This is a genomic window from Streptomyces sp. NPDC001700 (assembly GCF_053596435.1).
The window spans coordinates 314,980-339,855 of the sequence record NZ_JBSFGE010000004.1 but is presented as its reverse complement, the minus strand read 5'-3'; the positions used below and the strand labels follow the sequence as shown (position 1 = coordinate 339,855).

Below are 24,876 nucleotides of genomic sequence, written 5' to 3'. Positions count from 1 at the left end.
CCGCCGACGCTCTAACGCTTGGCGCCGCGCTGCTCGGCCATGCGCGCGAACCAGTCCCGCGCCGCCTCCGCCGCCTGCTCCAGCGCGCCGGGCTCCTCGAAGAGATGGGTCGCGCCGGGCACCACATACAGCTCGTGCGGCGCGGCCAGCATCGCGGCGGCCTGCTCGTTCAGCCGCAGCACCTCATGGTCGTCCCCGCCCACCACCAGCAGTACGGGCGCGCCCACCCGGTTCAGCACCCCGCCCGCCAGGTCGGGGCGGCCGCCGCGCGACACCACGGCCCGTACTCGCTGCGGCCGCTCCGCGGCGGCGGTCAGGGCGGCCGCCGCGCCCGTACTGGCGCCGAACAGGCCCACCGGCAGTCCGCTGGTGGCGGGGTGCCCGGCGAGCCAGTCGACCGCCGCCACCAGCCGCCGTCCCAGCAGCGGGATGTCGAAGCGGTGCTCCGCGGTGATCGCGTCCACCCGCTCCTCGGCGTCCGTGAGCAGGTCGAACAGCAGCGTCGCGAGCCCCGCCGACTGGAGCACCCCGGCCACCGCGCGGTTGCGCGGGCTGTGCCGGGAGCTGCCGCTGCCATGGGCGAAGGCCACTACCCCGATGGGCTGTCCGGGCGGTTCGGGAAGGGCCAGATCGCCCACGAGCAGGGCGTCGTCGGCGGCGATACGGGCGGTCTCGGAGCGCATCGTGGCCACCTCCTCCCGGGAGCGCTACGCGTGGGCCAGCAGCCCCTGGCGCAGCTCGCTGTAGAGCCGGGACAGCCGACGGGATATGTGCATCTGCGAGAAGCCGAGGATCTCGCCGATCTGGCTCTGCGAGAGCCCGGCGAAGAACCGCAGGTAGAGCACGTAGCGGTCCTGTTCGGAGAGGTTCGCGATGAGCACCCGCAGCGATTCCCGGTTGACGACCCGTTCGATCGCGGCGTCGTCCGCGCCGACGGTCTCGGCGAGCAGCCGCTCCTCGGCGCCCTGCACCGCGGCGTTGAGGGACAGCGGGGTGCAGGAGGCGCTGGCCTCCAGACCGGCGCGTACGTCCTCCTGCGGCATGCCGGTGCGGAGGCTGATCTCCCCGACGGTCGGGGTACGGCCGCCCAGCTCCTGTTCCAGCGCGTCGCGCGCGGAGCGGGTGCGGGAGCGGACCTCCTGGATGTTGCGCGGGATGTGCAGCGTCCACAGATAGTCGCGGAAGTGCCGCTTCAGCTCGCCGGTGATGACGGGGATGGCGTACGAGGGGAAGGCGTGGCCGAGGTCCGGGTTGTAGCGGTCGACGGCCTTCACCAGGGCCAGCGAGGCGACCTGGGTGAGGTCTTCCATGTTCTCGCCCTTGTTGCGGAAGCGCAGCGCCAGCCGTTTGGCGACCGGCAGCCACGCGCAGATGATCGCCTCGCGCAGCGCGTCGCGCTCGGGCCCGGACGGCAGCCGGGACATGCGCAGAAAGGCGCCGCCGGTGTCGGGGGTGTCGTCGTGGCGTCGGCGGCGAGTCACGGTTGCTGGCATGGTCACTCGCCTCCGTGGTCCGATGTCACGGCCTGCCCGAGGCACAGCGGTGATGCGGTGGGTCCCGCTCTCTGGGGGCGATCGGTTTCACGGTCGGTTCTGCGGTCGCAACCAGGCTCGCATGCCCCCCAAGGTCGTGCAATTCGGCTAAATCGCCCACCTATTTCTGCATCTTTGGGGGGAATTGTGACACCGGGTGATTCGGTACCGGAGCGCTGGGTATCCGCCGGGGATGGACGCCACCCTTCGCCTCGCCCAGCAGCCCGAGGCCGACGCCCTCCTCGCCCGCAGCCCCCTCGCCCTGCTGACCGGCATGCTGCTCGATCAGCAGGTGCCCATGGAATGGGCGTTCACCGGCCCGTACACGATCGCGCGACGGCTGGGCGCCGACGACCTCGACGCCCATGAGATCGCCGCGTACGACCCCGAGCGGTTCTCGGCGCTGCTGTCGGAGAAACCGGCCGTGCACCGCTACCCCGGATCGATGGCCAAGCGGATCCAGCAGCTGTGCCAGTACCTGGTCGCGCACCACGACGGCGACGCGGCCGCGCTGTGGCGCGACGCCGCCACCGGCGCCGAACTCCTCAAGCGGCTCAACGCCCTGCCCGGCTACGGCAAGCAGAAGTCCCAGATCTTCCTGGCCCTGCTCGGCAAGCGCTTCGACGTGCGGCCCGAGGGCTGGCGCGAGGCGGCGGGGGCGTACGGCGAGGAGGGCTCGTACCGCTCGGTGGCCGACATCACCGGGCCCGAGTCGCTGGACAAGGTGCGCTCGTACAAGCAGCAGATGAAGAAGCAGGCCAAGGCGGGCGGCGCGGGCTGAAGCGGCGGCGGGCTCAGGCGGTGCCGAGCGCGTCGCGCAGGGTGTCCACGGCCAGGGTGAGCGCGGCCCGTGCCGCATGGGTGTCGCGCAGCGCGTCGAGCATCAGGAAGTCATGGATGATGCCCTGCATCCGCAGCGCGGTCACCGGCACCCCGGCGTCCCGGAGCTTGTTCGCGTACGCCTCGCCCTCGTCCCGCAGCACATCGGCCTCACCGGTGATGACCAGCGCGGGCGGCAGCCCCTTGAGCCGGTCGGCGTCCGCGCGCAGCGGGGAGGCGGTGATCTCGGCGCGCTGTGCGGGGTCGGTGGTGTACTGGTCCCAGAACCACTTCATGGCCTCGCGGGTCAGGTAGTAGCCGTCGGCGAACTGCTCGTACGAGCCGGTGTCGAAGTTCGCGTCGGTCACCGGGTAGAACAGCACCTGCTGGATGGGGGAGACATCGCCGCGCTCCTTGGCCAGCAGCGTCAGCGCGGCGGTCATGTTGCCGCCCACCGAGTCCCCGGCCACCGCGAGCCGGTCCGGGTCCAGCCCGGCGCCCTCGCCGTGCGCCACGATCCACTGCCCGACCGCGTAACACTGCTCCAGTGCCACCGGGTAGCGGGCCTCGGGGGAGAGGTCGTACTCGGGGAACACCACGGCCGCGCCGACGCCGACCGCCAGCTCCCGGACGAGCCGGTCATGGGTGCGCGCGTCGCCGAACACCCAGCCCGCGCCGTGGACGTAGAGAATCACCGGAAGGGTCCCGGAGACATTCGGCGGACGGATGATCCGCGCCTTCACGCTCCCGGCCGGAATCCCGGTGACGCTGATCCACTCCTCGTCCACCTCGGGCTTGGGCACCTCACCGGACTGCAGCTCGTCGACCGTCCTGCGGCCCTCCGCGGGCGACATCTGGTACAGGTACGGCGGCTTCGCGGTGGCCTCGGCGAGCGCGGTGGCTGCGGGCTCCAGAACGGGGCGGGGCGGTGTGGTGCGCGGCATCTCGGCTCCTCGACGGGTCCGGGATTCCGACCATCTCACCGCCGCCGCGCCCGCACCCTTCCGCTTACGCCAGCGGGGGGAGGGGCGGGTTGCGGATCTGGGTGACGAATCTGGGTTCCGGATCAGGTCAGCGGGCCCGGCGCCGGGGACGGGTCGGGGACCGGATCGGGGCCCGGCGGCTGCGGTACGGGATCCGGGGACGGGCCCGGCGGCGGCCCCGGCGTGGGGCTCGGCGGCTCCGGCGGAGGGGACGGCACCGGGTCCGGCGGTGGCCCCGGCGGCGGTCCGGGCACGGGCCCTGGCACGGGCCCCGGCTCGGGTCCGCCCGGCCCGGGCGAGGGGGTCGGGCTCGGCGGCACCGGGTCGGGCCGCGTCGGGTCGGCGGCGGTGGAAGTCGGGTCGGTCTGCCGTGCCACAGTGTCCTCCAAAAGCTCGCGAGACGGTGGTCACGTCATCTTCGGGGCGGGTGCCCGATCGCCCCCTGTCCACACTATTCCTCGGCGGTTCGCCGTGACGTCGCGGCGTCCACGATCTCGACCTCGACGCCCCCGGCGCGCAGCGCCCGGATCTCCGCCTCGTCGGAGCCGCTGTCGGTCACCAGGGTCCAGCCGGGTGGCAGCCGTATCCAGGTGTGGAACGGGCGCCGGCCGACCTTGGCCGCGTGCGCCAGCACGTACACCCGCTCGGCGCGCCGGGCCATCAGCTCCTTCAGCCGGGTCTGGCGCAGATCCGCCTCGCAGATGCCGTGTTCGGCCGTCACCCCGTCCGCGCCCAGGAAGACCCGGTCGAACGTCATGCGCTCCAACGCCGCCTCGGCGAGCGGGCCCAGGAAGCTCTGGCTCAGCGGGCGGAGCGTACCGCCCAGGCACTCGACCCGGACGGACTCCACGTCGGCCAGCTCCTGGAGCGCGGTGAGCCCGGTCGTGGCCACCGTCAGCTCCTCGGCCGTGCGCAGCTCATGGGCGAGGGCGCCGACGGTCGAGCCCGCGTCCAGCAGCAGTGTCTCGCCGGTACGGATGGTCGACGCCGCCCAGCGGGCGATGGCCCGCTTCGCCTCGAACGCCTCGCCGGTGCGCTGCCGCAGCGACGCCTCGGGGTGGGCGACCAGGGCCATCGCCCCGCCGTACGTCCGCGCCAGCCGTCCGTCGGCGGTCAGCTGCGCGAGGTCGCGGCGGATGGTGGAGGCGGTGACCCCGAAGGTGCGGGACAGCTCCTCCACACTGGCGAGGCCCGTGGTCGTCGCGAGGTGGACGATCTGGTCGCGCCGGGCCCGCGCTCCCTGTACCGGCAATGTCACTCGTCCTTCTCGATCTTCTCGATCATGTGGCTTCAGGGCTTCAAGGCTTCAGAGCTTCAGGGCTTCAGCTGGCGGGCGAGGGCGACATGTCGGCGGCCTGCCGCAGCGCCTCGATCATGCTACCGGCGTCGGCCTTGCCGGTACCGGCGATGTCGAACGCGGTGCCGTGGTCGACGGAGGTGCGGATGACGGGGAGTCCGACGGTGAGGTTGACCCCGGCCTCCAGGCCCAGCACCTTGACCGGGCCGTGCCCCTGGTCGTGGTACATCGCCACGATCAGGTCGTAGTCGCCGCGCCCGGCCAGGAAGAAGGCGGTGTCGGCGGGAAGCGGTCCGCGGGCGTCGATGCCGTCGCCGCGCAGCACCTCCAGCGCGGGCACGATCTTCTCCTCTTCCTCGCCGTAGCCGAACAGCCCGTTCTCCCCGGCGTGCGGGTTGATCCCGCACACCCCGATCACCGGCTCCGGGGTCCCGGCCCGGACCATCGCGTCGTGGCCGCGGCGCACGGTGCGCTCGACAAGACCCGGCTCGATCTTGTTGACGGCGTCGATGAGCCCTATGTGGGTGGTGACGTGGATGACCTTCACCGTGGGGGTGGCCAGCATCATCGACACCTCCTCGACGCCGGTCAGATGGGCCAGCAGCTCGGTGTGGCCGGGGAAGAAGTGCCCGCCCGCGTGCAGAGCCCCCTTGTTGAGCGGCGCGGTGCAGATGCCCTGCACCTCACCGTCCATGGCGAGCCGGGCGGCCGTCCGTACGTACTGGTACGCGGCGTCCCCGGCGACCGCCGACAGCTCGCCCCAGGGCAGGTCGGCGGGGAGCAGCCCGAGGTCGACGATGTTGATCCGGCCCGGCGTGAACTCGGCCTCGGCGGGCGCCCCGACCGTGACGATGTCGCACGCGATGTCGCGCAGCCGGGCCGCCTGCCGCAGCCGCTCCGCGTCCCCGATGACCACCGGACGGCAGCGCCGCAGCGTCTCCGGCGCGAGCAGGGCGGGGACGATCACCTCGGGGCCGATGCCCGCGCCGTCGCCCATGGTGACCGCGATGAGCGGAAGCGGGCTGGTGGAGGGGTTCTTGGGCGGCATGGACGGACCTTCCGTTCGGGTGTGGGGGCGCAGCGCCCGGACGATGTGACGCAGCGAATCGGGATCGCCGAAGCTGCCCGGGCGGGTCACGACGGACCGCCCGTCGGGAGTGCGGAGGTGTACGGCGCCGTGGTGCACCTGCCCGACGGGGTCGAGCCGGTCGACGGCGAGCGCGTCCAGCACCCGCCGCGCCGTCTCCCCGCCGGTCAGGACGAGGTCGACGCCGCCCGCGTGCTCCGCGAGCGCGGCGCCGACGGTCCGGGCCAACCCGTGCACCAGCCGCCGGGGCGGCCCTGGGGCCTCGGCCGGGGCGATGGTGACGACCGTGACGGGGGCCGTCAGCGGGGGCAGGGCGGCCTCGGGCGGCTCCGCCAGCAGACCGGCCAGGTCGAGCGGGACGTGTACGGCGCCATCGGCGACCAGTCGGCGCACCTGCTCGACGGCGCCCGGCTCGGCGGTACCGACGACGACCAGCAGGGGCCGGTCGGTGGCGGCTTCTGCCCGCGCTGACGCGTCGGCGTGCGCGCCGCCGGGTGCTGTCCGGTGGCGGCCCAGGGCCGTCGCCAGGCCGCCGGTGCCCACCAGGTGCGGGGGTGGGGCGGCGGACAGCGAGGCTTCGACGATCGCGTCCAGGTCGGTGTCCGTCTCCGCGTCGCAGACCGCCACCCGGCCCGCCGCCACCGCCGCGCGCAGGGCGGAGCGCAGGGCGGGCCGTGGGGCGCGGACGGTCGCGAGGGGGATCAGGGCGGTGGGCAGGCCGCCCAGCGCTTCGGGCAGTGAGGACGGCGGGGGCGTGGCCTCGGCGCGCCAGGCGTCGGTCTCGTGCAGCGGCACCCCGCCGACGTGCACCACACCCGCGCGCACCACGCGCCCCGCGACCGGCAGGGCGGGGGCGACGACCACGCCCGCGCCGTCCGCGGCCAGCGCGGCGACCTCGGCGGCGACATTGCCCCGCAGCAGCGAGTCGATCTTCTTCAGGACCAGCGCGCCCGGCGCGGACTTCAGCGCGGCGCGGACCGCGTCGGCCGCGTCCTCCGGCGGGAGGTGGCGCGAGTCGAGGTCCAGCACGGTCACCTCCGCGCAGGCCCGCTCCTCGGGAGGCGTTCCGGCGGGCCCCAGAAGGTGGATCTGACTGCGCGTTGTGCGCGAACTCAGTCCGGCGGCTGTCTCGGCGGCGCCGGACAGGTCGTCCGCGATGGCCAGCAGCCTCCGGAAGGGCGGCATCTCCACCGGTACCTCCTTGAATGGCCATGACAGGGGGAGCGATCAGACGTGGTCAGGCAGCGGACACGCTGTCGCCGCAGTCTCGATGATGACACACGTTGCGCGAACCGCGCGAGAGGTATTGCGTAAAGCGCGCAGCCATGTCACGGTGACCGCCGCGACACCTAGTACTGCCGAGAGGTCGACGATGACCCGAATCCTCCAAGCCCCGGACATCAGCCGCCGGGCCATGCTCCGCCTCGGAGCGGGCGCCTCCGCAGGTCTCGCCCTCGCCCCGCTCGCCGGGTGCGCGGGCCCCACCGGCGGCCCCGGCCCCGGCGCCATCAGCCTGGGGCTGAACCGTTCCCTGGTCAGCCTCGACAACAAGCTCAACCAGTTCGACGCGGCCGTCACGGTGCAGCGAGCGGTCCGCCAGGGCCTGACCCGGATGGGCAAGGGCCTGCTGCCGGAGCTGGTGCTCGCCGACCGGTTCGAGATGACCGAGCCCACCCGCTGGACGGTGCGGCTGCGGGCCGGGGTGCGCTACTCCGACGGCAGCCCGGTCACCGTCAAGGACGTGGCGACCGCGCTGAAGATGTACTGGGGCGTCAACGGCTCGTTCATCGTGGGCCTCTTCCCCGAGCGGCCCGCGCTGGAGCCGGTGGACGAGCGGACGTTCTACCTCCACACCAAGCGCCCGGTCCCCATCCTCGACCAGCTGATGGCCAATATCCTCATCAGCCCGGCCGCCAAGAACCGGCCCGAGGAGCTGGGCGGTGGCGTCGGCTCCGGACCGTACGTGGTCACCTCGGCCAACTCCGGCACCGGTGAGTACGCGCTCGCCGCCAACCGGCGCTACTGGGGGCGGCGCCCCGCCACCCCGGGAATCCGGGTCCGATTCGTCCCCGAGGAGTCCAGCCGGGTGGTCGCCCTCCGCAGCGGCGAGCTGGACGTCATCGACACCATCACCCCCGACTCGGCCGAGCAGCTGCGCGGGCTGCCCGGGGTGCGCCTCGACCGCACCACCGGCACCCGCGTCAACCAGCTGTTCTTCAACTTCCGCAAACCGCGCGGCCATCCGCTCGCCGACCCGCGCGTACGCGAGGCGCTGAGCTACGCCATCGACGGCAAGTCCCTCGTCGACGACGTACTCACCGGCTCCGCCCAGCAGGCCGAGGGCGTGGTCCCGCTCGCACTCAAGGGCGCGATACGCACCGGCGGTTACGTCCACGACCCCGGCAAGGCGCGCAAGCAGCTCGCCGCGCTCGGCCACCGCGACCTCAAGGTGAAGATCATCTGGGAGTCCGGGGAGTTCCCCGGCGACACCTCGGTGATGGAAGCCGTCCTGGAGATGCTGCGCGACGCCGGAGTCCGCCCGACCCTCCAGCAGTTCGAGCCCGGCGGCGACATCCAGCAGTGGCGGCAGGGCCGCCGCGGCGACTGGGACGTCCTCGGCAACGGCTTCTCCGTCCCCACCGGACACGCCAGCACCAGCCTCCAGGGCATGTACGGCGGCACCAAGGAGAAGGAGAAGACCCGCGACACCTACCAGGGCTACGTCTTCCCGGAGATCGCCGACCGGCTGGCCGACGCCTCCGCCGAAACCGACGAGAAGACCCGTAACGCCAAGCTCGCCGCCGTCCAGAAGGACATCTGGAACACCCGCCCCTGTCTGTGGGCCTTCGTCCCCGACGTGGTGCTGGCCCGCCGCTCCCGGGTCCGGGACGTGAAGCTCCTGCAGCTCAACTCCTACGACCTCGCCGCCGTGCGCCTGGAGGGCTGAGCCGTGCCGCGCTATCTGATACGCCGCCTTGGCCAGAGCGTCCTGACCATCTTCCTGACCCTCTCCACCGTCTTCGTCCTGGTGCGCATGGCACCCGGCGACCCGGCCGCCGCCCTGGCCGGACCGAACCCCAGCAGCGCGGATCTGGCCCGGATCCGTGAACAGTTCGGGCTGGATCAGAGCCTGCTCACCCAGTACGGCGTCTTCCTGCGCGATCTGTTCACCGGCGACCTCGGGACCAGCTACTCCTTCCACGCCCCCGCCTTCGAGGTGGTCTTCGACCGGGTGCCGTACACCATCACCCTCGCCCTCTCCGCGATCCTGCTCACCACCCTGGTCGCCGTGCCGCTGGGGGTGTGGATGGCCCGCCGCGCCGACACCAAGCGCGAACTCGGCGCCAATGTGCTGACCATCGCCGGACAGTCCATGCCGGACTTCTGGACCGGCGTCATGCTGCTGACCGTCTTCGCCGTGCTGATGCCGGTGCTGCCCGCCTCCGGCTTCACCACCTGGAGCGGCCTGATACTGCCCACCGTCACCGTGGCGACCCTGCAGATGGCGCTCATCTCCCGGCTGGTGCGGCGCGAGATGGCCGCGGCCCTCAGCTCGCCGTACGTCACCACCGCCCGCTCCCGGGGTGTCTCCGAACGCGCCCTGACCTGGCGTTACGCCATGGGCAACTCGGCCATCCCGGTGCTCACCGCGCTCGGCACCCGGTTCGCCGCGATGCTCAACGGTGTGGTGGTGGTCGAGGTGGTGTTCGGCTGGCCCGGCGTCGGCTCGCTGGTCGTCCGCGCCCTGGAGACCCGCGACTACCCGCTGATCCAGGCGACCGTCCTGGTCACCGCCGCCCTGGCGGTCCTCGTCCAACTCCTCATCGACCTGGCCTACCCGCTGCTCGACCCGCGGGTACGCCTGGGAAAGGCGGCCTGAGCCATGAAAGGCGCCCTCGAACCCCCGGTCCCCGCCGGTTCCCCCTCGCGCGCCCAGGCCACCGCCCAGGTCACGTCCGCGCCCCGTCCCAGCCGGGTCACCGCCCGCGACCTGGCCCGCGCTGCCGCCACCCGGCGCCGCCGCAGCGCGAGCCTCAAGCTGTGGACGGGCGTGGTGTGCACCCTGCTGGTGGTGGTGCCCGTCGCCCTCGCGCAGGTGCTGCCGCTGCCCGGCGCGAACGACCAGGACCTCGCCCGCCGACGGCTGGCCCCGCTGACCGACGGCCACCTCTTCGGCACCGACCAGCTCGGCCGCGACCTGCTCTCCCGGGTGCTGCACGGCGGCCAGGTGTCCCTGTCGATCGGTGTGCTCGCCGTCCTCGTCTCCGGCCTCATCGGCATCGTCGCGGGCGCCGCCGCCGGATACTTCGGCCGCTGGGTGGACGCCATCGTCTCCCGGCTGCTGGAGGCGCAGATGTCGCTGCCGCTGCTGATGATGCTGCTGCTCGTCGTCGCCCTGTTCGGCCCGTCCGTCACCGTCATCACCTGCGTCATCGCCATCGCCCAGTGGCCCGAGGTGGCGCGGCTGACCCGCTCGCTGGTGCTGGTGGAGCGCGAGAAACCGTACGTGGCGGCCGCGCGGGTGCTGGGGCTGCGCCAGATCGCCATCCTGGCCCGGCACATCATCCCCAACATCGTCCGCCAGGCGTCCCTGGTCGTCCTGCTGCTGCTCGCCCAGGCCGTCCTGCTGGAGAGCGCGCTCAGCTACCTCGGCGCCGGACCCCAGCGGCCGTTCGCCACCTGGGGGCGCATCATCTCCGACGGCCAGGACTACATCACCACCTCCTGGTGGCTGGTGACCCTGCCCGGCCTCGTGATCGCGCTGCTGGTGGTCGGGGTCAACCTGCTGGGCGACGGGCTGCGCGACCGTACCCGGCGACGTACGACGGAGGGCTCCTGATGAGCGACGCGACGAGTGACCGGCAGGCCCCGCTGCTGGAGGTCGAGGACCTCCAGATCGAGCTGATCACCGAGCGCGGTGTGGTCCGCGCGGTCGACGGCGTCGGCTTCACCCTCGCCAAGGGCGAGACCGTGACCCTCATCGGCGAGTCCGGCTCCGGCAAGTCCACCACCGCGATGGGCCTGCTGCGGCTGCTGCCCGAGGGACTGGCCGTGCTGTCCGGCACCGCCCGCGTACGGGGCGTCGACGTCATCGCCGACCCCCGCGCGGCCCGCCGGATCCGCGGCCGTGGCGTCTCCCTCATCCCGCAGGACCCGATGACCGCGCTCAGCCCGGTGCACACCATCGGCCGCCAGCTCGGCGAGGCGCTGCGCATCCGCCACCCGGAGCTGTCCCGCGCCGACGCCCGCGCCCAGGGCATCGACCTGCTCGGCCGGGTACGGATCCCCCGCCCCGAGACCCGGTGGGGCGCCTACCCCCACCAGTTCTCCGGCGGCATGCTGCAGCGCGTCCTCATCGCCATCGCGCTCGCCGCCGAACCCGAGCTGCTGGTCGCCGACGAGCCGACCTCCGCCCTCGACGTCACCGTCCAGGCGGGCGTCCTCGACCTCCTGATGGAGCTTCAGGAACGCACCGGCATCGGCATCCTCATGATCACCCACGACCTGGGGGTGGCCCGGCTGGTCTCCGACCGCATCCATGTCATGCGCGGCGGCCGCTTCGTGGAATCCGGCCCCGTCGAACAGATCGTGGAACACCCCGCCGAGGCGTACACCCGCGATCTGCTCGCCGCCGTCCCCACTCTGGGCCCCTGGGACGAAACCCCCGCCGCCCCATCCCCCGAGGAGGCCTCGCGATGACCACACCCCTGCTGGCCGTCGAGGACCTGGTGGTCGAATACCCGGTCCCGGGCGGCGTGTTCCGCGCGGTCGACGGCGTCGGCTTCACCGTCGAGCCCGGCGGCGCGCTCGCCATCGTCGGCGAGTCCGGCTGCGGCAAGTCCACCATCGCCCGCGCCATCGTCCGGCTGCTGCGCCCCACCGAGGGGCGCATCCTGCTCGACGGCGCGGACATCGCGTCCCTGCCCGAGCGGCGGCTGCGGCCGCTGCGGCGCCGGGTGCAGATGGTCTTCCAGGACCCGTACGGATCCCTGGACCCGCATCTGACCGCCGAGGAGATCGTGGCCGAGCCGCTGCGGCTGGCCGGGACGCGGTCCGCCGCCGAGCGCGGCCGCCGGGCCGCCCAGCTGATCGACCAGGTGGGCCTGCCCACCAGCGCCCTCCAGCGGCGCCCCGCCGAGTTCTCCGGCGGCCAGCGCCAGCGGATCGGCATCGCCCGCGCCCTGGCCAGCGGGCCCGAGCTGCTGGTCTGCGACGAGGCCACGTCCGCGCTGGACGTCTCCGTACAGGCCCAGGTGCTCCAGCTGCTGCGCGAACTCCAGGCCGAACAGAACCTCGCGTACATCGTCATCTCCCACAACCTCGGCGTGGTCCGCGAGATCAGCTCCGAGGTGGTGGTGATGCGCGGCGGGCGGATCGTCGAAACCGGCCCGACCGCGGATGTGCTCGCCGCGCCCACCCAGCCGTACACCAGGGCGCTGCGGCGCGCGGCGCTCGACCCGGCGACGATGCGGGGACGCAAACCGCGCGCCCTCGTGTCCGCGATCGCGACCGACCAGGACCATGGTCAGGACCGTGGTCCTGGCCAGGACCATCACCGAACTTCAGGAGCAACGCAGTGAACGCGCACGCGCAGACCCACACCACCTCCCAGGCGTCCCCCGGCGGAGTGAGCGTGCCCGGTGCCCCGGTGCCGCTGTCCCGGCTGGTGCTGGGCACCATGACCTTCGGCGACACGGTGGACCGGGCGGGCGCCGAGGCGATGCTGGACACCGCGCTCGACGCCGGGGTGACGGGCGTGGACACCGCCAACGCGTACGCCGGGGGCGTCACCGAAACCATCCTCGCCGAGCTGCTGCCCGGCCGCCGCGACCGGATCGTCCTCGCCACCAAGGCCGGGATGCCGCACGCCGACGCCGGTGAGCACTCCCCGCTGTCCGCGCGCGGCATGCGCGCGGCCCTCGAAGGCAGCCTCCGCCGCCTCGGCACCGACCACGTCGACCTCTTCTACCTCCACCAGCCCGACCGCGCGGCGCCGCTGGAGGAGACGCTGAGCACGGTCGCCGAGTTCGTCGCCGAGGGCAAGATCCGCGCACTCGGCGTCTCCAACTACGCCGCCTGGCAGATCGCCGAACTGACCCACACCGCCGACCGCGTCGGTGCCCCGCGCCCGGTGGTGGCGCAGCAGCTGTACAACCTGCTGGCCCGGCGCGTGGAGGAGGAGTACCGGGAGTACGCGGCCACCGTTGGCTTGCGCACGATGGTCTACAACCCGCTCGGCGGCGGCCTGCTGACGGGCCGTCATGCCTTCGAGGAGACCCCCGAGTCCGGCCGCTTCGGCGACTCCAAGCTCGCTGCGATGTACCGCCAGCGCTACTGGGACCCCCGCCTCTTCGAGGCGGTCCGCGACCTGGGCCGGATCGCGGACGAGGCGTCCATCCCCCTGACGGACCTGTCACTGCGCTGGCTCCTGGGCCGCGACGGGGTCGACGCCCTGCTCCTGGGCGGCTCCCGCCTGGAGCACCTGCGCGCCAACGTGGCGGCGGCGACCGCGGGGCCACTGCCGGAGGACGTGGTGGCGGCGTGCGACGAGGTGGGCGCGAGGCTGCGGGGCCCGATGCCCGCGTACAACAGGTAACCCGTGGCTTCCCCCACCCCGCCCCTCCCCGAACCCAGGGGCTCCGCCCCCGGCCCCGCGAACGCCTCGGGCATGTCCCCGCGCGGCCGGGTGCCGGGTGGCGCCCTGGCGTGCCCGGGGTGGGGGCGACCGGGGGATGACGTACGCAGATCTACCACCGCACACCACGAGGGAGCACGGCGACCATGACCGGCGAACATGACATCGCGATACCGCTGACGGACGGGCGGCTGCGGCCGCGGCAGGGGGATTCGGGGCGGCTGGAGGCGTTTTTGCCCGCGCCCGCCGTCCAGAACCATGCCGCCAATCTGACCGTGTTGCCCGGTGGCGACCTCGGGTGCGTGTGGTTCGGCGGGACCCAGGAGGGCGTGCCGGACATCTCCGTGTGGTTCTCCCGGCTGGCACCGGACGCCGACACCTGGTCGGAGCCCGTCCGGCTCTCCGACGACCCGGCGCGCTCCGAGCAGAATCCGCTGCTGTTCCCCACCCCGGCCGGTGAGCTGTGGCTGCTCTACACCGCCCAGCAGGCGGGCAACCAGGACACCGCCGAGGTGCGGGTGCGGGTGTCGGGGGACGGCGGGGAGACCTGGGGCGCGCCGCGTACCCTCTTCCCGGCCACCGGCTCGGGCGGGGTGTTCATCCGTCAGCCGATCGCCGTACTGGACGACGGGCGGTGGCTGCTGCCGGTGTTCCACTGCGTGGCCACGCCCGGCGTCAAGTGGGTGGGCGACCACGACACCAGCGCGGTGATGATCAGCGACGACGAGGGCAGGACGTGGCGGGAGCGGTCCGTGCCGGGCTCCACCGGCTGTGTGCACATGAACGTGCACCCGCTCCCGGACGGCACGCTGCTGGCCCTGTTCCGCAGCCGCTGGGCCGATGCGGTGTACCGCTCGTACAGCACGGACGGCGGGGAGAGCTGGAGCGAGCCGGAGCCCACGGAGCTGCCCAACAACAACTCCTCCGTGCAGTACGTCCCGCTCGGCGACGGACGGCTGGCGCTGGTCTACAACCACAGCAGCCGCGCGGACGCGACGGCCCGCCGGGTCTCGCTCTACGACGAGATCGATGAGGATGGGCTGGCGGGGGACACTCCGGCCGCGCAGCGAGAAGATGCGCCGGGGGCCTTCTGGGGCGCGCCCCGGGCGCCCATGACCCTCGCGCTCTCCGCCGACGGCGGCCGCACCTGGCCCGTACGGCGGGATCTCGACGTCGGCGACGGACACTGCCTGACCAACAACTCACGCGACCGGCTCAACCGGGAGCTGTCGTATCCCACCATCCGGCAGACGCCGGACGGCACCCTGCACATCGCGTACACATATCACCGCCAGGCCATCAAGTACGTCCGCGTCAGCCCGGACTGGGCCGCGAATGGCTGAGCCCCGCCACCGCCACGCCGTGGTCACCGGCGCCAGCTCCGGCATCGGCGCCGCCATCGCCACCCGGCTGCTGGACGAGGGGTGGCGGGTCACCGGGATCAGCCGCACGGCCCCGCCCCACGCGCACGACCGGCTGCGCTGGCTCCCGGCCGACCTGGCCCGGCCGGAGGAGCTGCCCACGGCGCTCACCCCGATGGCCGAGGACGGCCCGCTGGACGCCCTCGTCCACGCGGCGGGCGTCCAGCGCTCCGCCCGGCTGGGCGAACTCGACGCCGAGGACGGGTCCCTCATGTGGCGCATCCACGTCCAGGCGGCCACCGTCCTGGCGGACACGCTGGTGGACCGGGTCCGGGACGGCGGACGGGTGGTGCTGGTGGGCAGCCGGACGATGACCGGCGTACCGGGCAAGAGCCAGTACGCGGCCACCAAGGCGGCGCTGACCGGCCTGGCCCGGTCCTGGGCGGCCGAACTGGCGCCGCGCGGGGTCACCGTGAACGTGGTGGCGCCGGGGCCCACGGACACCCCGATGCTGCGCGACCCGGGCCGCAGCCGCACCCCGCCCGTCATGCCGCCGCTCGGACGGCTCGTACGCCCCGAGGAGGTGGCCGGTCTGACGGCCTTCCTGCTGGGCCCGGAGGGCGGTTCGGTGACCGGTCAGACGCTGGTGATATGCGGGGGCGCCTCGCTCTGACGACCACCCCCAGGGCTCACGCGGTCATGGCCCTGACACGGAATCTCTTCTTGATGTTCACCATTGGACGATCCTGTGTCTGACACTCTTTTCGGTGATCGAACAACGGTCGTAATCGGGGAGAGGACACCACACATGACCCGTGTGACCCGCTGGAAATCCCTGGCGCTGCTGGCCGGAGTCGTGACGGTAGCCGTCACGGCGCAGACCCCGGCCACCGCGGCACCCACCGCCACCGCCACCGCGTACGACGACACGTACTACCAGGACGCGATAGGCAAGACCGGGGAACCGCTGAAGGACGCCCTGCACCAGATCATCAGCAAGGACGTCAGCAAACTCTCGTACGACGAGGTCTGGGACGCCCTCAAGAAGACCGACGAGGACCCGGACAACTCCGCCAACGTCGTCCTGCTCTACACCGGCCGTTCCCAGAGCAAGGACTCGAACGGCGGAAACGCCGACGACTGGAACCGCGAACACGTCTGGGCGAAGTCACACGGCGACTTCGGCACCGCCACCGGACCCGGCACCGACATCCACCATCTGCGCCCGACCGATGTCTCGGTCAACAGCACCCGTGGCAACAAGGACTTCGACGAGGGCGGCTCGGAGGTGGAGGAGGCGCCGGGCAACCGCACCGACGACGACTCCTTCGAGCCCCGCGACCAGGTCAAGGGCGATGTGGCCCGGATGATCCTGTACATGTCGGTCCGCTACGAGGGTGGCGAGGGCTTCCCCGACCTGGAGCCCAACGACAAGGTCGACAACGGCAGCCAGCCCTTTATGGGACGGCTCTCCGTGCTGAAGAAGTGGAGCGACGAGGACCCGCCGGACGCCTTCGAGAAGAAGCGCAACCAGGTCATCTACGACGACTTCCAGCACAACCGGAACCCGTTCATCGACCACCCGGAGTGGGTCGGCGAGATCTGGAAGTAACCCGGTCCCGCCTCACGCGCCCCGGGCCGCCGCCAACAGTTCGGCGGTGTGCCCGGGGTGTCCGGGGGCGGCCTGCAGCGAGGGCAGCAGCAGGGTCCACAGTTCGGCCAGATGGTCCTCGACGAGCCGCCGCCCGTCGAGGGCCTCGGACACCGTGTGCAGACCGAAGAAGGCGCAGACGATGGTCCGGGCGGCGGGCAGCGGATCGACATGGGCGGCCAGCTCGCCCTCGCCGTGGGCCCGTTCCAGCATGGCCCCGATGGCGTCGATCCAGCCGATGAACGGGGGCGGGAACGGTGCCGCGATCAGCGAGCGCTCAGTCCACAGCCGGGCCCCCGCCCGCACCACGATGTCATCACGGAAGGCGCGGGCCACCGCGAAGCTGAGCCGGATGAGCTGCTCCAGCGCGGGCACCCGCAACCCGGTGTGCCGGTCGATCAGGGGCGGCCAGGTGGCGAAGTGTTCCTGCACCACGGCGAGGGCGAGTCTCTCCTTGCTGGTGTAGTGGAAGTAGATGGCGCCACTCGTGTGACCCGACCGGGCGGTGATGTCGCTGATGCTCGTCCCGGCGTATCCGCGTTCGTCGAAAAGCGATGCGGCCGCTTCCAGAAGAGACCGGCGTGTTTGTTCGGCCCGTTCTTGCACGTGTTCGTCGTCCTTCATCAGCCGGTCGGGTGTGACGGAGTGAACTTAGCGGACTTTCGGCCGCCGATGGTGATGAGGACAGACAGGTCAAACATTATTAGTATTTTATGGTGATCGTTCGTGAGGCTCGCGGCCTTTCGGAGCCGACCGGTCCCACCGGTCGGCCGCTCAGCTGGTCCCGCACCGTGGCACGTGAGGCCGTGCACCGGGTCTCGGTGGCCGAGGTGCTGCTCACCGACGTCCGCACGCTGGGTGACGGACGGTTCGAGGCGGCCGCCCAGTGGCCCCGCTCCCATCCCACGTTCCCGCACGGCGGGGACGGTCTGCATCACCCGCTGATGATCGCCGAGACCCTGCGCGAGCTGGGGATCTACATCCCGACCCGCTACTACGCGGTGCCCGCGGGCGCGCACTTCCTGATCCGCGACCTGTTCTTCCGGCTCGACCCCGAGACCGAGCCCCGCGCCCCGCACGGGGCCACCGACATCACCTGCCGGATCGCCGTGACGGACGTTCGCACCGCCGCACCCACCGGGCGGTCCGTGTCCGGGATGCGGCTCGACGTCGGCCTGTGGGCGGGCGGCAGGATCTTCGCGCGGGCCGGGGGCACCGCCCGCTTCCTCGACGGCACGGCGTACGCGGAGACCCGCTCCGCGCACTCGGGCCAGACCGCTGGGCGCAGACTGCGCGCCGCCGTACGGCCCTCACCAGCGCAGTTGGGCGTGGCGGCGGCCCGGGACGTGCTGGTCGTACGGGACGGGGGAGTGGTGTACCTCGACCCCGCGGACCCCCGTCACCCGTTCTTCTTCGACCACTGGAGCGACCATGTGCCGGGGCTGGTGCTGCTGGAGGGCGCCCGGCAGGCCGCGGCGCTGGCCACCGGTGGGCTGCTGATCCGCCCCCTGGTCTGCCGCATGAAGGCGATCCGGTTCACCGAGTCCCATCCGCCCGCCGTGGTCGAGTGTGTCTCCCACGGCAGAACGTGTGTCTTCCGGCTGCGCCAGGCGGACATCTGTACGGCGGTCGGTGTGCTCCAGTACGGCTGACCGCACAGCTGGCCGACGAACACCCTGTGCTACGAACGCGATGACCTATGAACGCCTCGTGCGACGAACGTACTGAGCGACGAACAAACCGCCGACGCTCAGTTACCTCTTGCTTACCCGGAGTCATCTCACTAACGTAGTGATCGTTATGTTTCGGGCAGGCAATTCTTCGCCTGTATGGCTTTCCATGCCGCGTCCGGCATTCCGCGACGCAGCGCCGCCCTGAAATTCACCGCGCTGCTCCCCGTGGCTTACAGGCATTTCCTGCGCCGATCCCCCCATCTCTCCTGGAACGGCAGGCAGATGACAGCAGAAACACTTCTCGCATGGACCCCCGCCGCCATCGTCTTCGACTGCGACGGCACGCTGATGGACTCCGAACGGCACTGGGAAAAGGCCCGCGAAGTCGTGCTCGCGGACTACGGGACCGTCTGCGACGAGGAGTTCGCGCGGCGCACCAAGGGACTCCACTACACCGAATGCGGCCGCATGATGGCCGAATTCGCCGGGTTCCCCGACCTCGCCGACGAGATCACCCGGCAACTCCTCAGCGCGTTCCGCAGACTGGTGGCGGACGACCCGGTCACCATGCCCGGCGCGGCCGAACTCGTCCACAAGGCGGCGGCGTTCGCACCGCTCGCCGTGGCGAGCAACTGCCCGCGCGACGTCGTCGAGGACGGGCTCTCCAAGGCCGGGCTGCTGCGCTACTTCGACCATGTGCTGGTCCCCGGCGGGGAAGTGCGGCCCAAGCCCCATCCCGATGTGTATCTGGCGGCCGCCCGCCTCTGCGGTGCGGCCCCCGCGGACGCGCTCGCCGTGGAGGACTCCCACTGCGGCTTCCTGTCCGCCTCCCGCGCCGGGCTCAGGGTGCTCGGCGTGGGTCCGCGCAAACCGGTCGACGAGCGCCCGCCGGTGGACCTGTGGGTCTCCACGCTCGCCGATCCCGACCTGCTCAAATGGGCTGACTCCCGGGCGGCTTGAGGACCGAAGGGGACCGTGTCACCGGTCAGTCCATCTTCATCCCGTCGTGGGACGAGGAACCGCCGTGGGACGAGGAACCACCCTTGGACGAGGAGCCATCCTCGGACGAGGAATCGCCCTGGGACTTCGACCCACCGTGGTGCATCATCGAGCCCTGCTCGATGTCCCCGCCGAGCTTCGCGCGCAGCGGCTTGAGGGATCCCGAGGACAGACCGGTGACCGACCAGCGGGCGCCGACCAGATACGTGCCCCCGTAGTCCTTCGAGGTGTTCAGCCAGTCCTTCTGACCCTTCTCGGTGGCGAAGGTGACCATGGTGTACCGGTCGCCCTTGCCGGACTGGCAGGAGCCCTGGCGCAGTTCGTCCGCCTCGGTGACGATGGTCGCCTTGCAGCCGATGGCATCGGCGATCTGCGTCAGGGCCGCCGGCTTCCCGGGCTTCCCCAGCTCCTTGGCAGCGGGCGCCCGGTCCTTCTCCGGCTTCTTCACGTGGGCCTGGCCGCTCCCGCCGCAGCCGCTCACCACGCCGCTCGCGAACAGCACTGCCGCGCAGAGCGCGGTGGCACGAAGTGCGCGTGACACATCAACCTCCCGTCGAGGTCCGGCGGGGAGCCCGGAGCGTGTGCGCTCCCGGGCCCCCGCCGGGGTGGACCATCATGCCGTCTTACTGGGTCACCTTCTTGCCCTTGTCGTCGAGCGCGAACCACGTGCCCTTGACGCCCTGGCCGTTGGTGTCCCCGGGCTTCTTGTCACCGGCGAAGGTGTACAGCAGCCAGCAGTCGAAGGCGGCCTGCTTGGTGCCGTCGGGGCGGGTGAAGGAGGTGACCTTCGAGGCGTCCACCCCGGAGACCTTGGTGGTGTCGACGGCCTTGACCGGCTTCCACGTGTTCAGGCAGGCGGCGTCGACACAGGCCGTCTTCATCGGCCAGGGGGTGTCCTTGTCGAAGCGGTAGACGGTCATGCCCTTGCTGTTGACCATGATCTTGCCGAGGTCGGCGTTGTTGTTGACCATCAGCTCCAGGGCGCCGCCCGCGGCCTTCTTCCCGGCCGGCTTCCCGTCCGGGGCCAGCGCGTTCCAGGTGCCGCCCACGCCCTGGCCCTTGGTCTCGCCCGCCTTGGTGTCGCCCGCGTAGCGGTAGACCGGCCAGCCCTCCAGGGTCAGCTGCTCGGTGCCGTCGTCGCGCTTGACCTTGCCGAGCTTGGCGGAGTCGATACCGGCACCGGCGGTGGCGTCGTCGGCGGGCACCGGCGGCCACTTGGTGGCGCACGCGTCGTTGCAGTTGGACTTGGCCGGCTTGGGGGTGTCCTCGTCGAACCGGTAGAGGGTCAGACCCCCGCTGTCGGCGACGAACTTGCCGAGCTTGGCGTCGGTCTTGACCGCCAGCTGCTTCGCCGGGCTCGTCCCGCCACTGGCGGAGGAGCCACTGCCCGCCGCCGCACCGGTGTCGCTGGAACCACCGGTCGCGCCGGCCCCCGCGGCCGCCGCGCCCGCACCCGCCGACGCCGAAGCACCCGCGCCCGCACTCGCCGCCTGGCTGCTGCCACCCACGGGCTGGACGTTCGCGCTGCCCGCGGAGGTGTCATTGCTGCCACACGCCGCCGTCAGCATGACCATCGCCACGGACATTCCCGCGAATGCGATCTGACGCCGCTTCTCCATGACCACTCCCTGCGAAATCCTTCTCGGTGTCCGGCGGTGAAGGCGCCGACGCCATGTCCATACGGAGCCCGGGCCGACCGTCGTTCAGCCAGTTAAAAATTTGTCACCAGACGCACAAAACGCTGGATGCGTGAGCGCACAGCAATCGACGGCCGTTGAACAACGGCCGTCGTGGAAGGGGTACTTCGCTGCTGCCTACTCCTCGATGCGCAGCGCCAGCGCGGGGCAGCGGCGCACCGCGCGCACCGCCTGGGCGCGCAGCTGGCGGGGTACATCCATCCGGGCGGAGGACGGATAGCCGTCGATGCCGAGCGTCAGCACCTCGGGCGGCAGGATGTCCGCGCACAGCCCGTGGCCCTGGCACAGCGACCAGTCCACCAGGAGCTTCTCCGTCGGGCCCCGCTGCTGCCGCTCACCGCGCGGCGGCGCGGCCGCCGGACCGGGCGGCAGGGCCAGCGGCTGGGACTCCTCGGGCAGCGGCAGCACACCCATCGTGGGCCGCCCGCAGCCCGTGCCGAGCGCATGGGCCTCGAACTCCTCGGGGAACGCGTCCAGCGCCGTGGTCACGAAACCGGCCGTACCGTCGGGATGGCTGCACGCGCCGCGCTTGCGCACCGAGTTGATGTACGCGCGCACGTTGTCGATGGACGACTGGCCGCCACCCCGCTCCACCTGCCCGATCGCGTCCGCGAGGGCGGGCAGGCCGATGAAGCACGGGCCGCACTGACCGGCCGTCTCGGCGGCCAGCCAGCGGGCCACCCGCGCGGTCTCGCCGAGCGGGCAGGTGTCCTCGGGGATGGGCAGCACCGCGCCCGCGCCCAGCCGCGCGCCGTACTTCTTCATGGACTCGCGCGAGATCGTGGTGGCGTTGATGCTCTTCGGGTCCAGCCACTTGCCGTGGTAGCCGCCCACCAGCACGCCCTGGCCGGGGGAGAGCCCGCACAGCTCCAGGACGTAGGTCAGCGGCACCCCGGTCGGCGTCTCCATCACGTACTTGCCGCCGACCGTCAGCAGCGTGGTGCCCGGTTCGGTGGGCAGCCCCACCGAGCGGTACGGCAGGGCGCCCATCCGCGCCGCGATGGCGAGCTGGGCGTAGGTCTCGGTGTTGGACAGCAGGGTGGGCAGCCCGCCGAGACCGTTCTCGCTGGACCGGATCTTCCGGCCGTTGGGGATGGCCGGGGCGCCGCTGATGCCGTTGATGACGGCGCCGCCCTCACCGGCCACGAACCGGTCGGGCGTGAGGGTCACCGACACCGGGACCCCGCTGGGGCCGCGCTCGGCCACGGCCGCGTTCAGCGACTCCTCGACGTCCGGGCGGTGCACCGCGATGGCGACCTCCTCGGCGCCGATCGCCTCGGCCGCCAGCGTGGCGCCGTCGATGACCAGATGCGGGGTGTGCAGCAGCAGCGCGGTGTCCTTGAGGCAACTGGGCTCGCCCTCACTGCCGTTGACCACCACATTGCAACGGCCGCCCGCGCGGCCCGCCGCCTCGACGACCGCGGTGACCTTCTTGGCGAACGGGAAACCGGCGCCGCCGCGCCCGCGGAGATCGATGTTCTCCGCGAGCGCGACGAGTTCGTCCGCCCTCAGGGCGGGCATGGTGCCGTGCACCGTCAGGTGGCCGACCCGGTCGAGCCGGTAGGCCTCGTCCAGCCCGGCCAGCAGCCGGGGCGGATCGACACAGGCCAGCCTGGGTTTTGTCTTGATCACCGGTCCCACCCACGGGAGGCACCGAGCGAGGCACCGTCCCGCCGGCCGGAGTCGGCCGAGCGCGGGCGCGGCACGGTGGGTGCGGCGCGCCGGGTGCGGCCTTCCTGAAGGCTGCGGGCGGGCGGGTTCCTCACCGAGATGCCATCCCCTCGATCGTCGTCCTGGCTGCGCCGGGCTGCGAGCCGCATCCACAGCGCGATGGCCACTCCGGCCAGAGCCGCGATGTAGCCGTATGTCGCCCAGATCTTGGCCTCACGTCCGGCCTTCAGACCATGGACCAGCGCGAGGCCCCAGGCGGGGTAGGCGCCCACATGGAGCGCCCGCCACCACCGGTACCGCCAGCGGGAGTTGCCCGCCGCGGCGAAGGAGCTGCGGACCGCTCCGGTCACCGCCGCGATGACGAAGAGGTAACCGGCAATGGTTCCGAGCCCGATCAGGACCGGCTGCTTTGCGTCAGCGAACGGTAGCACGATCGAAGCTGCGTTCGTGTGGCTCTCGGCGACCTTCACCCAGATGTGAATGCCGAGAAACAGCAGGCCAGCGACTGCGGCCGCCCGGTGGATGCCCTGGGCGATCAACCGGTGGTTGGAGTGCAGGATCAGCTGGTCGGTCGCGGCGAGCCCCCACAGCACCGCGGAGCTGAGGCAGACCAGGGCGAGCACCCCGGCGCCGAAGTCGAGGAACAGGAACGTCTGGCTGAAAGCGCCGGCGTTGTACGTCACGATGAGGGACAGCACGAGGGTCGCGACGATAGCGTAGATGCGGATGTTGCGGGACCAGCCGATACCGGGCCGGTCCTGCCGAGTCCGGCGAGCGGCTCGTCGTCCCCCAGGTGCTTGGCGTCCCCCGTGGCGCCCCTGTGAGGGAGAAGGCGTTTGGGACATGGACATTGGAGCCTCCCGATCGCGCGTGTTCGCGCGGATGACGAGATACGTCAAAGTCGTCTTGGGGGCAGCAGCTTCTCGGAACTACACGTGATCTCCATAAGATTTGTCGTAACGTGACAACTTCTCGTGTATGAACACTGCCCAGACCGTCTTCGGCTGATCCACTGTCATCCCGATGGCAAAGACCCGGCAAAGCGCCGGGACCGGTGGGCGCGAGGGTCCTCTATGAGGTAGCGGAGGACCCTCGACTCCCATTCCGGTCCGGATGAAGCCGGAGACGGAGGCAACCTCCACGGGTCCGACCGACCCCCCAACGGTCGGGCCTCCCCCCGGCAAGAACGAGGTAATGATGGGCGAACTGGTGAACCGCATCTGGTCCCGCCCCCGTGGCGAGTGGACCCGCGTGCTGCGCAATGAACTCCCGTCCCTGGCCGACGAGGTGGTCGAGAACTTCCGGCAGAGAATCCCGGGATTCGCCGACCTTCTGGAGGACACTGAGCGCGAAAAGGTCCGCGGTGAGGTCGAGCAGGCCATCCTGACGGCGCTCGGCTACCGGAAGGCGGGCGAGGAGGGCGCCGGGACACTGGCCCTCTCCGACGCTTCGCACGGCGAGGAGCCGCTCACCGACATCCCGCCCGAGCGGGCCCGGCGCGATCTGTTCGAGGCCCTGATCGGCGAAGTCCCGGTGTCCGAGCGGACGTTGGCCGAGCTGTCCCGGGCGGCCCGGTGGCCACTCCCGGAGACGGTCCAGGCCATCGCGCTGCCCACCCCGGGCGAGGCGCCGCCCCTGGCCGCCGTGCTGGGAGACACCCTCATCGGTGCCGTCGGTGACGAGCTGTGCATGCTGATCCCCGACCCGGACGCGGACGCCGACCCCGCCCCCGACCAGGGCGTGGACCGGCTCCAGGACGGCGAACGGGACCCGGACCGGGAGGCGCCCGCGGACCCCGGCACCCGTGGCGCGCTGGAAGCCGCGCTGCGCGGCCGGAACGCCTCCGTCGGCCATGTGGTGCCGTTGAACGACGCGGCGTCCTCGGTCCGGTGGGCCCGGCGGCTGCTGACCATGGCCCCCGGCCGAGGTGGCGCCGAGCCCCGGGTGCTCTTCGTCGACGACCATCTGTCGATGCTGCTGCTGCTCCAGGACGAGTCCCTGGTCCGGGCGCTGGCCTCGCGCTGGCTCAAGCCGCTGGTCGGGCTGACCCCCCGGCAGAGCGAACGGCTGCAGATGACCCTGCTGGCCTGGCTGGAGGGCGGTGGCGCACCCGAGGCGGCCAAGGCGCTGAAGGTGCATCCGCAGACCGTGCGGTACCGGCTGCGCCAGATCGAGAAGCTCTTCGGCCCTGGTCTGCGTGACCCGCGAATACGGTTCGAGCTGGAGATGGCGCTGCGTGGCCGCAGGCTGATGGCGCAGATGGACCGCATCCGGCGCCACGCGTCCCGGGTGAACCGACGCCCCCGTACCGGCGCTGCCCCAGGCGTCCGTCCGCTGGGTATCGCCCGGGAGGCGCGCGTCAACGGCCTCTGACCCATAGCGACACCACCAAGCGACACCACAAAGGACTGCCGACCGCGCGATCGCGGTCGGCAGTCCGGTGTGCGTGTGCGTGTGCGTGTGCTGTGCG

General features: G+C 71.9%; 23 protein-coding genes. 13 read left to right on the top strand and 10 right to left on the bottom strand.

Features of this window, described 5'->3' with window-relative positions; all coding sequences use genetic code 11:
• Window positions 1-11: 11 nt before the first annotated feature.
• Window positions 12-683, bottom strand: a complete 672-nt coding sequence (locus tag ACWC5C_RS09980) for a dienelactone hydrolase family protein (protein WP_450874961.1) — start codon at window positions 681-683, stop codon at window positions 12-14.
• Window positions 684-707: 24 nt separating this feature from the next.
• A complete protein-coding gene (locus ACWC5C_RS09975) occupies window positions 708-1,493 on the bottom strand; it encodes a sigma-70 family RNA polymerase sigma factor (protein ID WP_450874960.1) in 786 nt (261 codons plus the stop codon).
• A 232-nt stretch (window positions 1,494-1,725) separates the two neighbouring features.
• Between ACWC5C_RS09975 and ACWC5C_RS09970 the strand changes: the two genes are divergently transcribed.
• Window positions 1,726-2,313 carry an HhH-GPD-type base excision DNA repair protein gene (locus tag ACWC5C_RS09970; protein ID WP_450874959.1) on the top strand — a complete coding sequence of 196 codons (588 nt, stop codon included), beginning with the start codon at window positions 1,726-1,728 and terminating at the stop codon, window positions 2,311-2,313.
• 13 nt (window positions 2,314-2,326) lie between these two features.
• Here the strand turns inward: ACWC5C_RS09970 and ACWC5C_RS09965 are convergent, their stop codons facing one another.
• From ACWC5C_RS09965 to pdxA, 3 genes are all read right to left on the bottom strand, one after another.
• The gene (locus ACWC5C_RS09965) at window positions 2,327-3,295 is read right to left on the bottom strand and encodes an alpha/beta hydrolase (protein ID WP_450874958.1); all 969 of its coding nucleotides are present in this window, start codon (window positions 3,293-3,295) and stop codon (window positions 2,327-2,329) included.
• Window positions 3,296-3,785: 490 nt separating this feature from the next.
• Window positions 3,786-4,586 (bottom strand): DeoR/GlpR family DNA-binding transcription regulator, encoded by an 801-nt coding sequence (locus ACWC5C_RS09960; protein WP_450875143.1) that lies wholly within the window; start codon window positions 4,584-4,586, stop codon window positions 3,786-3,788.
• 70 nt (window positions 4,587-4,656) lie between these two features.
• Window positions 4,657-6,903, bottom strand: coding sequence for a 4-hydroxythreonine-4-phosphate dehydrogenase PdxA (gene pdxA, locus ACWC5C_RS09955; protein ID WP_450875142.1), 2,247 nt, complete (start codon window positions 6,901-6,903; stop codon window positions 4,657-4,659).
• 187 nt (window positions 6,904-7,090) lie between these two features.
• On the opposite strand from pdxA, the gene ACWC5C_RS09950 reads away from it, so the two are divergent.
• The 9 genes from ACWC5C_RS09950 (at window position 7,091) to ACWC5C_RS09910 (ending at window position 16,327) form a co-directional block, all read left to right on the top strand.
• Window positions 7,091-8,665 carry an ABC transporter substrate-binding protein gene (locus tag ACWC5C_RS09950; RefSeq protein ID WP_450874957.1) on the top strand — a complete coding sequence of 525 codons (1,575 nt, stop codon included), beginning with the start codon at window positions 7,091-7,093 and terminating at the stop codon, window positions 8,663-8,665.
• A gap of 3 nt (window positions 8,666-8,668) precedes the next feature.
• The gene (locus ACWC5C_RS09945) at window positions 8,669-9,598 is read left to right on the top strand and encodes an ABC transporter permease (protein ID WP_450874956.1); all 930 of its coding nucleotides are present in this window, start codon (window positions 8,669-8,671) and stop codon (window positions 9,596-9,598) included.
• 3 nt (window positions 9,599-9,601) lie between these two features.
• On the top strand, window positions 9,602-10,558 hold the full coding sequence (locus ACWC5C_RS09940) for an ABC transporter permease (RefSeq protein ID WP_450874955.1): 957 nt from the start codon (window positions 9,602-9,604) through the stop codon (window positions 10,556-10,558).
• Window positions 10,558-11,418 (top strand): ABC transporter ATP-binding protein, encoded by an 861-nt coding sequence (locus ACWC5C_RS09935; protein WP_450874954.1) that lies wholly within the window; start codon window positions 10,558-10,560, stop codon window positions 11,416-11,418. The genes ACWC5C_RS09940 and ACWC5C_RS09935 overlap by 1 nt, the downstream gene beginning before the upstream one ends.
• Complete coding sequence (locus ACWC5C_RS09930; RefSeq protein ID WP_450874953.1) at window positions 11,415-12,299, top strand: ATP-binding cassette domain-containing protein; 885 nt, start codon at window positions 11,415-11,417, stop codon at window positions 12,297-12,299. The genes ACWC5C_RS09935 and ACWC5C_RS09930 overlap by 4 nt, the downstream gene beginning before the upstream one ends.
• Window positions 12,296-13,315: an aldo/keto reductase gene (locus tag ACWC5C_RS09925; protein WP_450874952.1), complete on the top strand. Its 1,020-nt coding sequence runs from the start codon at window positions 12,296-12,298 to the stop codon at window positions 13,313-13,315. The genes ACWC5C_RS09930 and ACWC5C_RS09925 overlap by 4 nt, the downstream gene beginning before the upstream one ends.
• Before the next feature lie 185 nt (window positions 13,316-13,500).
• Window positions 13,501-14,697 carry a sialidase family protein gene (locus ACWC5C_RS09920; RefSeq protein ID WP_450874951.1) on the top strand — a complete coding sequence of 399 codons (1,197 nt, stop codon included), beginning with the start codon at window positions 13,501-13,503 and terminating at the stop codon, window positions 14,695-14,697.
• Window positions 14,690-15,388 (top strand): SDR family NAD(P)-dependent oxidoreductase, encoded by a 699-nt coding sequence (locus tag ACWC5C_RS09915; RefSeq protein ID WP_450874950.1) that lies wholly within the window; start codon window positions 14,690-14,692, stop codon window positions 15,386-15,388. Before ACWC5C_RS09920 ends, ACWC5C_RS09915 begins: the two co-directional genes overlap by 8 nt.
• 135 nt (window positions 15,389-15,523) lie before the next feature.
• On the top strand, window positions 15,524-16,327 hold the full coding sequence (locus ACWC5C_RS09910) for an endonuclease I family protein (protein ID WP_450874949.1): 804 nt from the start codon (window positions 15,524-15,526) through the stop codon (window positions 16,325-16,327).
• 12 nt (window positions 16,328-16,339) lie between these two features.
• Here ACWC5C_RS09910 and ACWC5C_RS09905 read toward each other — a convergent pair whose 3' ends face one another.
• The gene (locus ACWC5C_RS09905) at window positions 16,340-16,972 is read right to left on the bottom strand and encodes a ScbR family autoregulator-binding transcription factor (protein WP_450874948.1); all 633 of its coding nucleotides are present in this window, start codon (window positions 16,970-16,972) and stop codon (window positions 16,340-16,342) included.
• Between the two features lie 185 nt (window positions 16,973-17,157).
• On the opposite strand from ACWC5C_RS09905, the gene ACWC5C_RS09900 reads away from it, so the two are divergent.
• Both ACWC5C_RS09900 and ACWC5C_RS09895 read left to right on the top strand, forming a co-directional pair.
• Window positions 17,158-18,018, top strand: coding sequence for a ScbA/BarX family gamma-butyrolactone biosynthesis protein (locus ACWC5C_RS09900; protein WP_450874947.1), 861 nt, complete (start codon window positions 17,158-17,160; stop codon window positions 18,016-18,018).
• 303 nt (window positions 18,019-18,321) lie between these two features.
• Complete coding sequence (locus ACWC5C_RS09895) at window positions 18,322-18,999, top strand: HAD family hydrolase (protein WP_450874946.1); 678 nt, start codon at window positions 18,322-18,324, stop codon at window positions 18,997-18,999.
• 25 nt (window positions 19,000-19,024) lie between these two features.
• Here the strand turns inward: ACWC5C_RS09895 and ACWC5C_RS09890 are convergent, their stop codons facing one another.
• From ACWC5C_RS09890 to ACWC5C_RS09875, 4 genes are all read right to left on the bottom strand, one after another.
• Entirely contained in the window at window positions 19,025-19,579 is a 555-nt protein-coding gene (locus ACWC5C_RS09890) for a hypothetical protein (RefSeq protein WP_450874945.1), read from the bottom strand.
• A gap of 82 nt (window positions 19,580-19,661) precedes the next feature.
• Complete coding sequence (locus tag ACWC5C_RS09885) at window positions 19,662-20,657, bottom strand: SCO0930 family lipoprotein (protein WP_450874944.1); 996 nt, start codon at window positions 20,655-20,657, stop codon at window positions 19,662-19,664.
• A 195-nt stretch (window positions 20,658-20,852) separates the two neighbouring features.
• On the bottom strand, window positions 20,853-22,367 hold the full coding sequence (locus ACWC5C_RS09880) for an NADH-ubiquinone oxidoreductase-F iron-sulfur binding region domain-containing protein (protein ID WP_450874943.1): 1,515 nt from the start codon (window positions 22,365-22,367) through the stop codon (window positions 20,853-20,855).
• Window positions 22,364-23,104 carry a hypothetical protein gene (locus tag ACWC5C_RS09875; RefSeq protein ID WP_450874942.1) on the bottom strand — a complete coding sequence of 247 codons (741 nt, stop codon included), beginning with the start codon at window positions 23,102-23,104 and terminating at the stop codon, window positions 22,364-22,366. The genes ACWC5C_RS09880 and ACWC5C_RS09875 overlap by 4 nt, the downstream gene beginning before the upstream one ends.
• A 496-nt stretch (window positions 23,105-23,600) precedes the next feature.
• Between ACWC5C_RS09875 and ACWC5C_RS09870 the strand changes: the two genes are divergently transcribed.
• Window positions 23,601-24,779, top strand: a complete 1,179-nt coding sequence (locus tag ACWC5C_RS09870; RefSeq protein WP_450874941.1) for a PucR family transcriptional regulator — start codon at window positions 23,601-23,603, stop codon at window positions 24,777-24,779.
• The last annotated feature ends 97 nt before the right edge of the window (window positions 24,780-24,876 follow it).

What these genes read in the sequence shown, in the direction of transcription:
- ACWC5C_RS09885 (WP_450874944.1), bottom strand. Translation starts at nt 20,657, where the DNA reads ATGGAGAAGCGGCGTCAGATCGCATTCGCGGGAATGTCCGTGGCGATG.
- ACWC5C_RS09870 (WP_450874941.1), top strand. Translation starts at nt 23,601, where the DNA reads ATGATGGGCGAACTGGTGAACCGCATCTGGTCCCGCCCCCGTGGCGAG.
- ACWC5C_RS09920 (WP_450874951.1), top strand. Translation starts at nt 13,501, where the DNA reads ATGACCGGCGAACATGACATCGCGATACCGCTGACGGACGGGCGGCTG.
- ACWC5C_RS09975 (WP_450874960.1), bottom strand. Translation starts at nt 1,493, where the DNA reads ATGCCAGCAACCGTGACTCGCCGCCGACGCCACGACGACACCCCCGAC.
- ACWC5C_RS09950 (WP_450874957.1), top strand. Translation starts at nt 7,091, where the DNA reads ATGACCCGAATCCTCCAAGCCCCGGACATCAGCCGCCGGGCCATGCTC.
- ACWC5C_RS09970 (WP_450874959.1), top strand. Translation starts at nt 1,726, where the DNA reads ATGGACGCCACCCTTCGCCTCGCCCAGCAGCCCGAGGCCGACGCCCTC.
- ACWC5C_RS09930 (WP_450874953.1), top strand. Translation starts at nt 11,415, where the DNA reads ATGACCACACCCCTGCTGGCCGTCGAGGACCTGGTGGTCGAATACCCG.
- ACWC5C_RS09935 (WP_450874954.1), top strand. Translation starts at nt 10,558, where the DNA reads ATGAGCGACGCGACGAGTGACCGGCAGGCCCCGCTGCTGGAGGTCGAG.
- ACWC5C_RS09915 (WP_450874950.1), top strand. Translation starts at nt 14,690, where the DNA reads ATGGCTGAGCCCCGCCACCGCCACGCCGTGGTCACCGGCGCCAGCTCC.
- ACWC5C_RS09895 (WP_450874946.1), top strand. Translation starts at nt 18,322, where the DNA reads ATGACAGCAGAAACACTTCTCGCATGGACCCCCGCCGCCATCGTCTTC.
- ACWC5C_RS09965 (WP_450874958.1), bottom strand. Translation starts at nt 3,295, where the DNA reads ATGCCGCGCACCACACCGCCCCGCCCCGTTCTGGAGCCCGCAGCCACC.
- pdxA (WP_450875142.1), bottom strand. Translation starts at nt 6,903, where the DNA reads ATGCCGCCCTTCCGGAGGCTGCTGGCCATCGCGGACGACCTGTCCGGC.
- ACWC5C_RS09910 (WP_450874949.1), top strand. Translation starts at nt 15,524, where the DNA reads ATGACCCGTGTGACCCGCTGGAAATCCCTGGCGCTGCTGGCCGGAGTC.
- ACWC5C_RS09940 (WP_450874955.1), top strand. Translation starts at nt 9,602, where the DNA reads ATGAAAGGCGCCCTCGAACCCCCGGTCCCCGCCGGTTCCCCCTCGCGC.
- ACWC5C_RS09980 (WP_450874961.1), bottom strand. Translation starts at nt 683, where the DNA reads ATGCGCTCCGAGACCGCCCGTATCGCCGCCGACGACGCCCTGCTCGTG.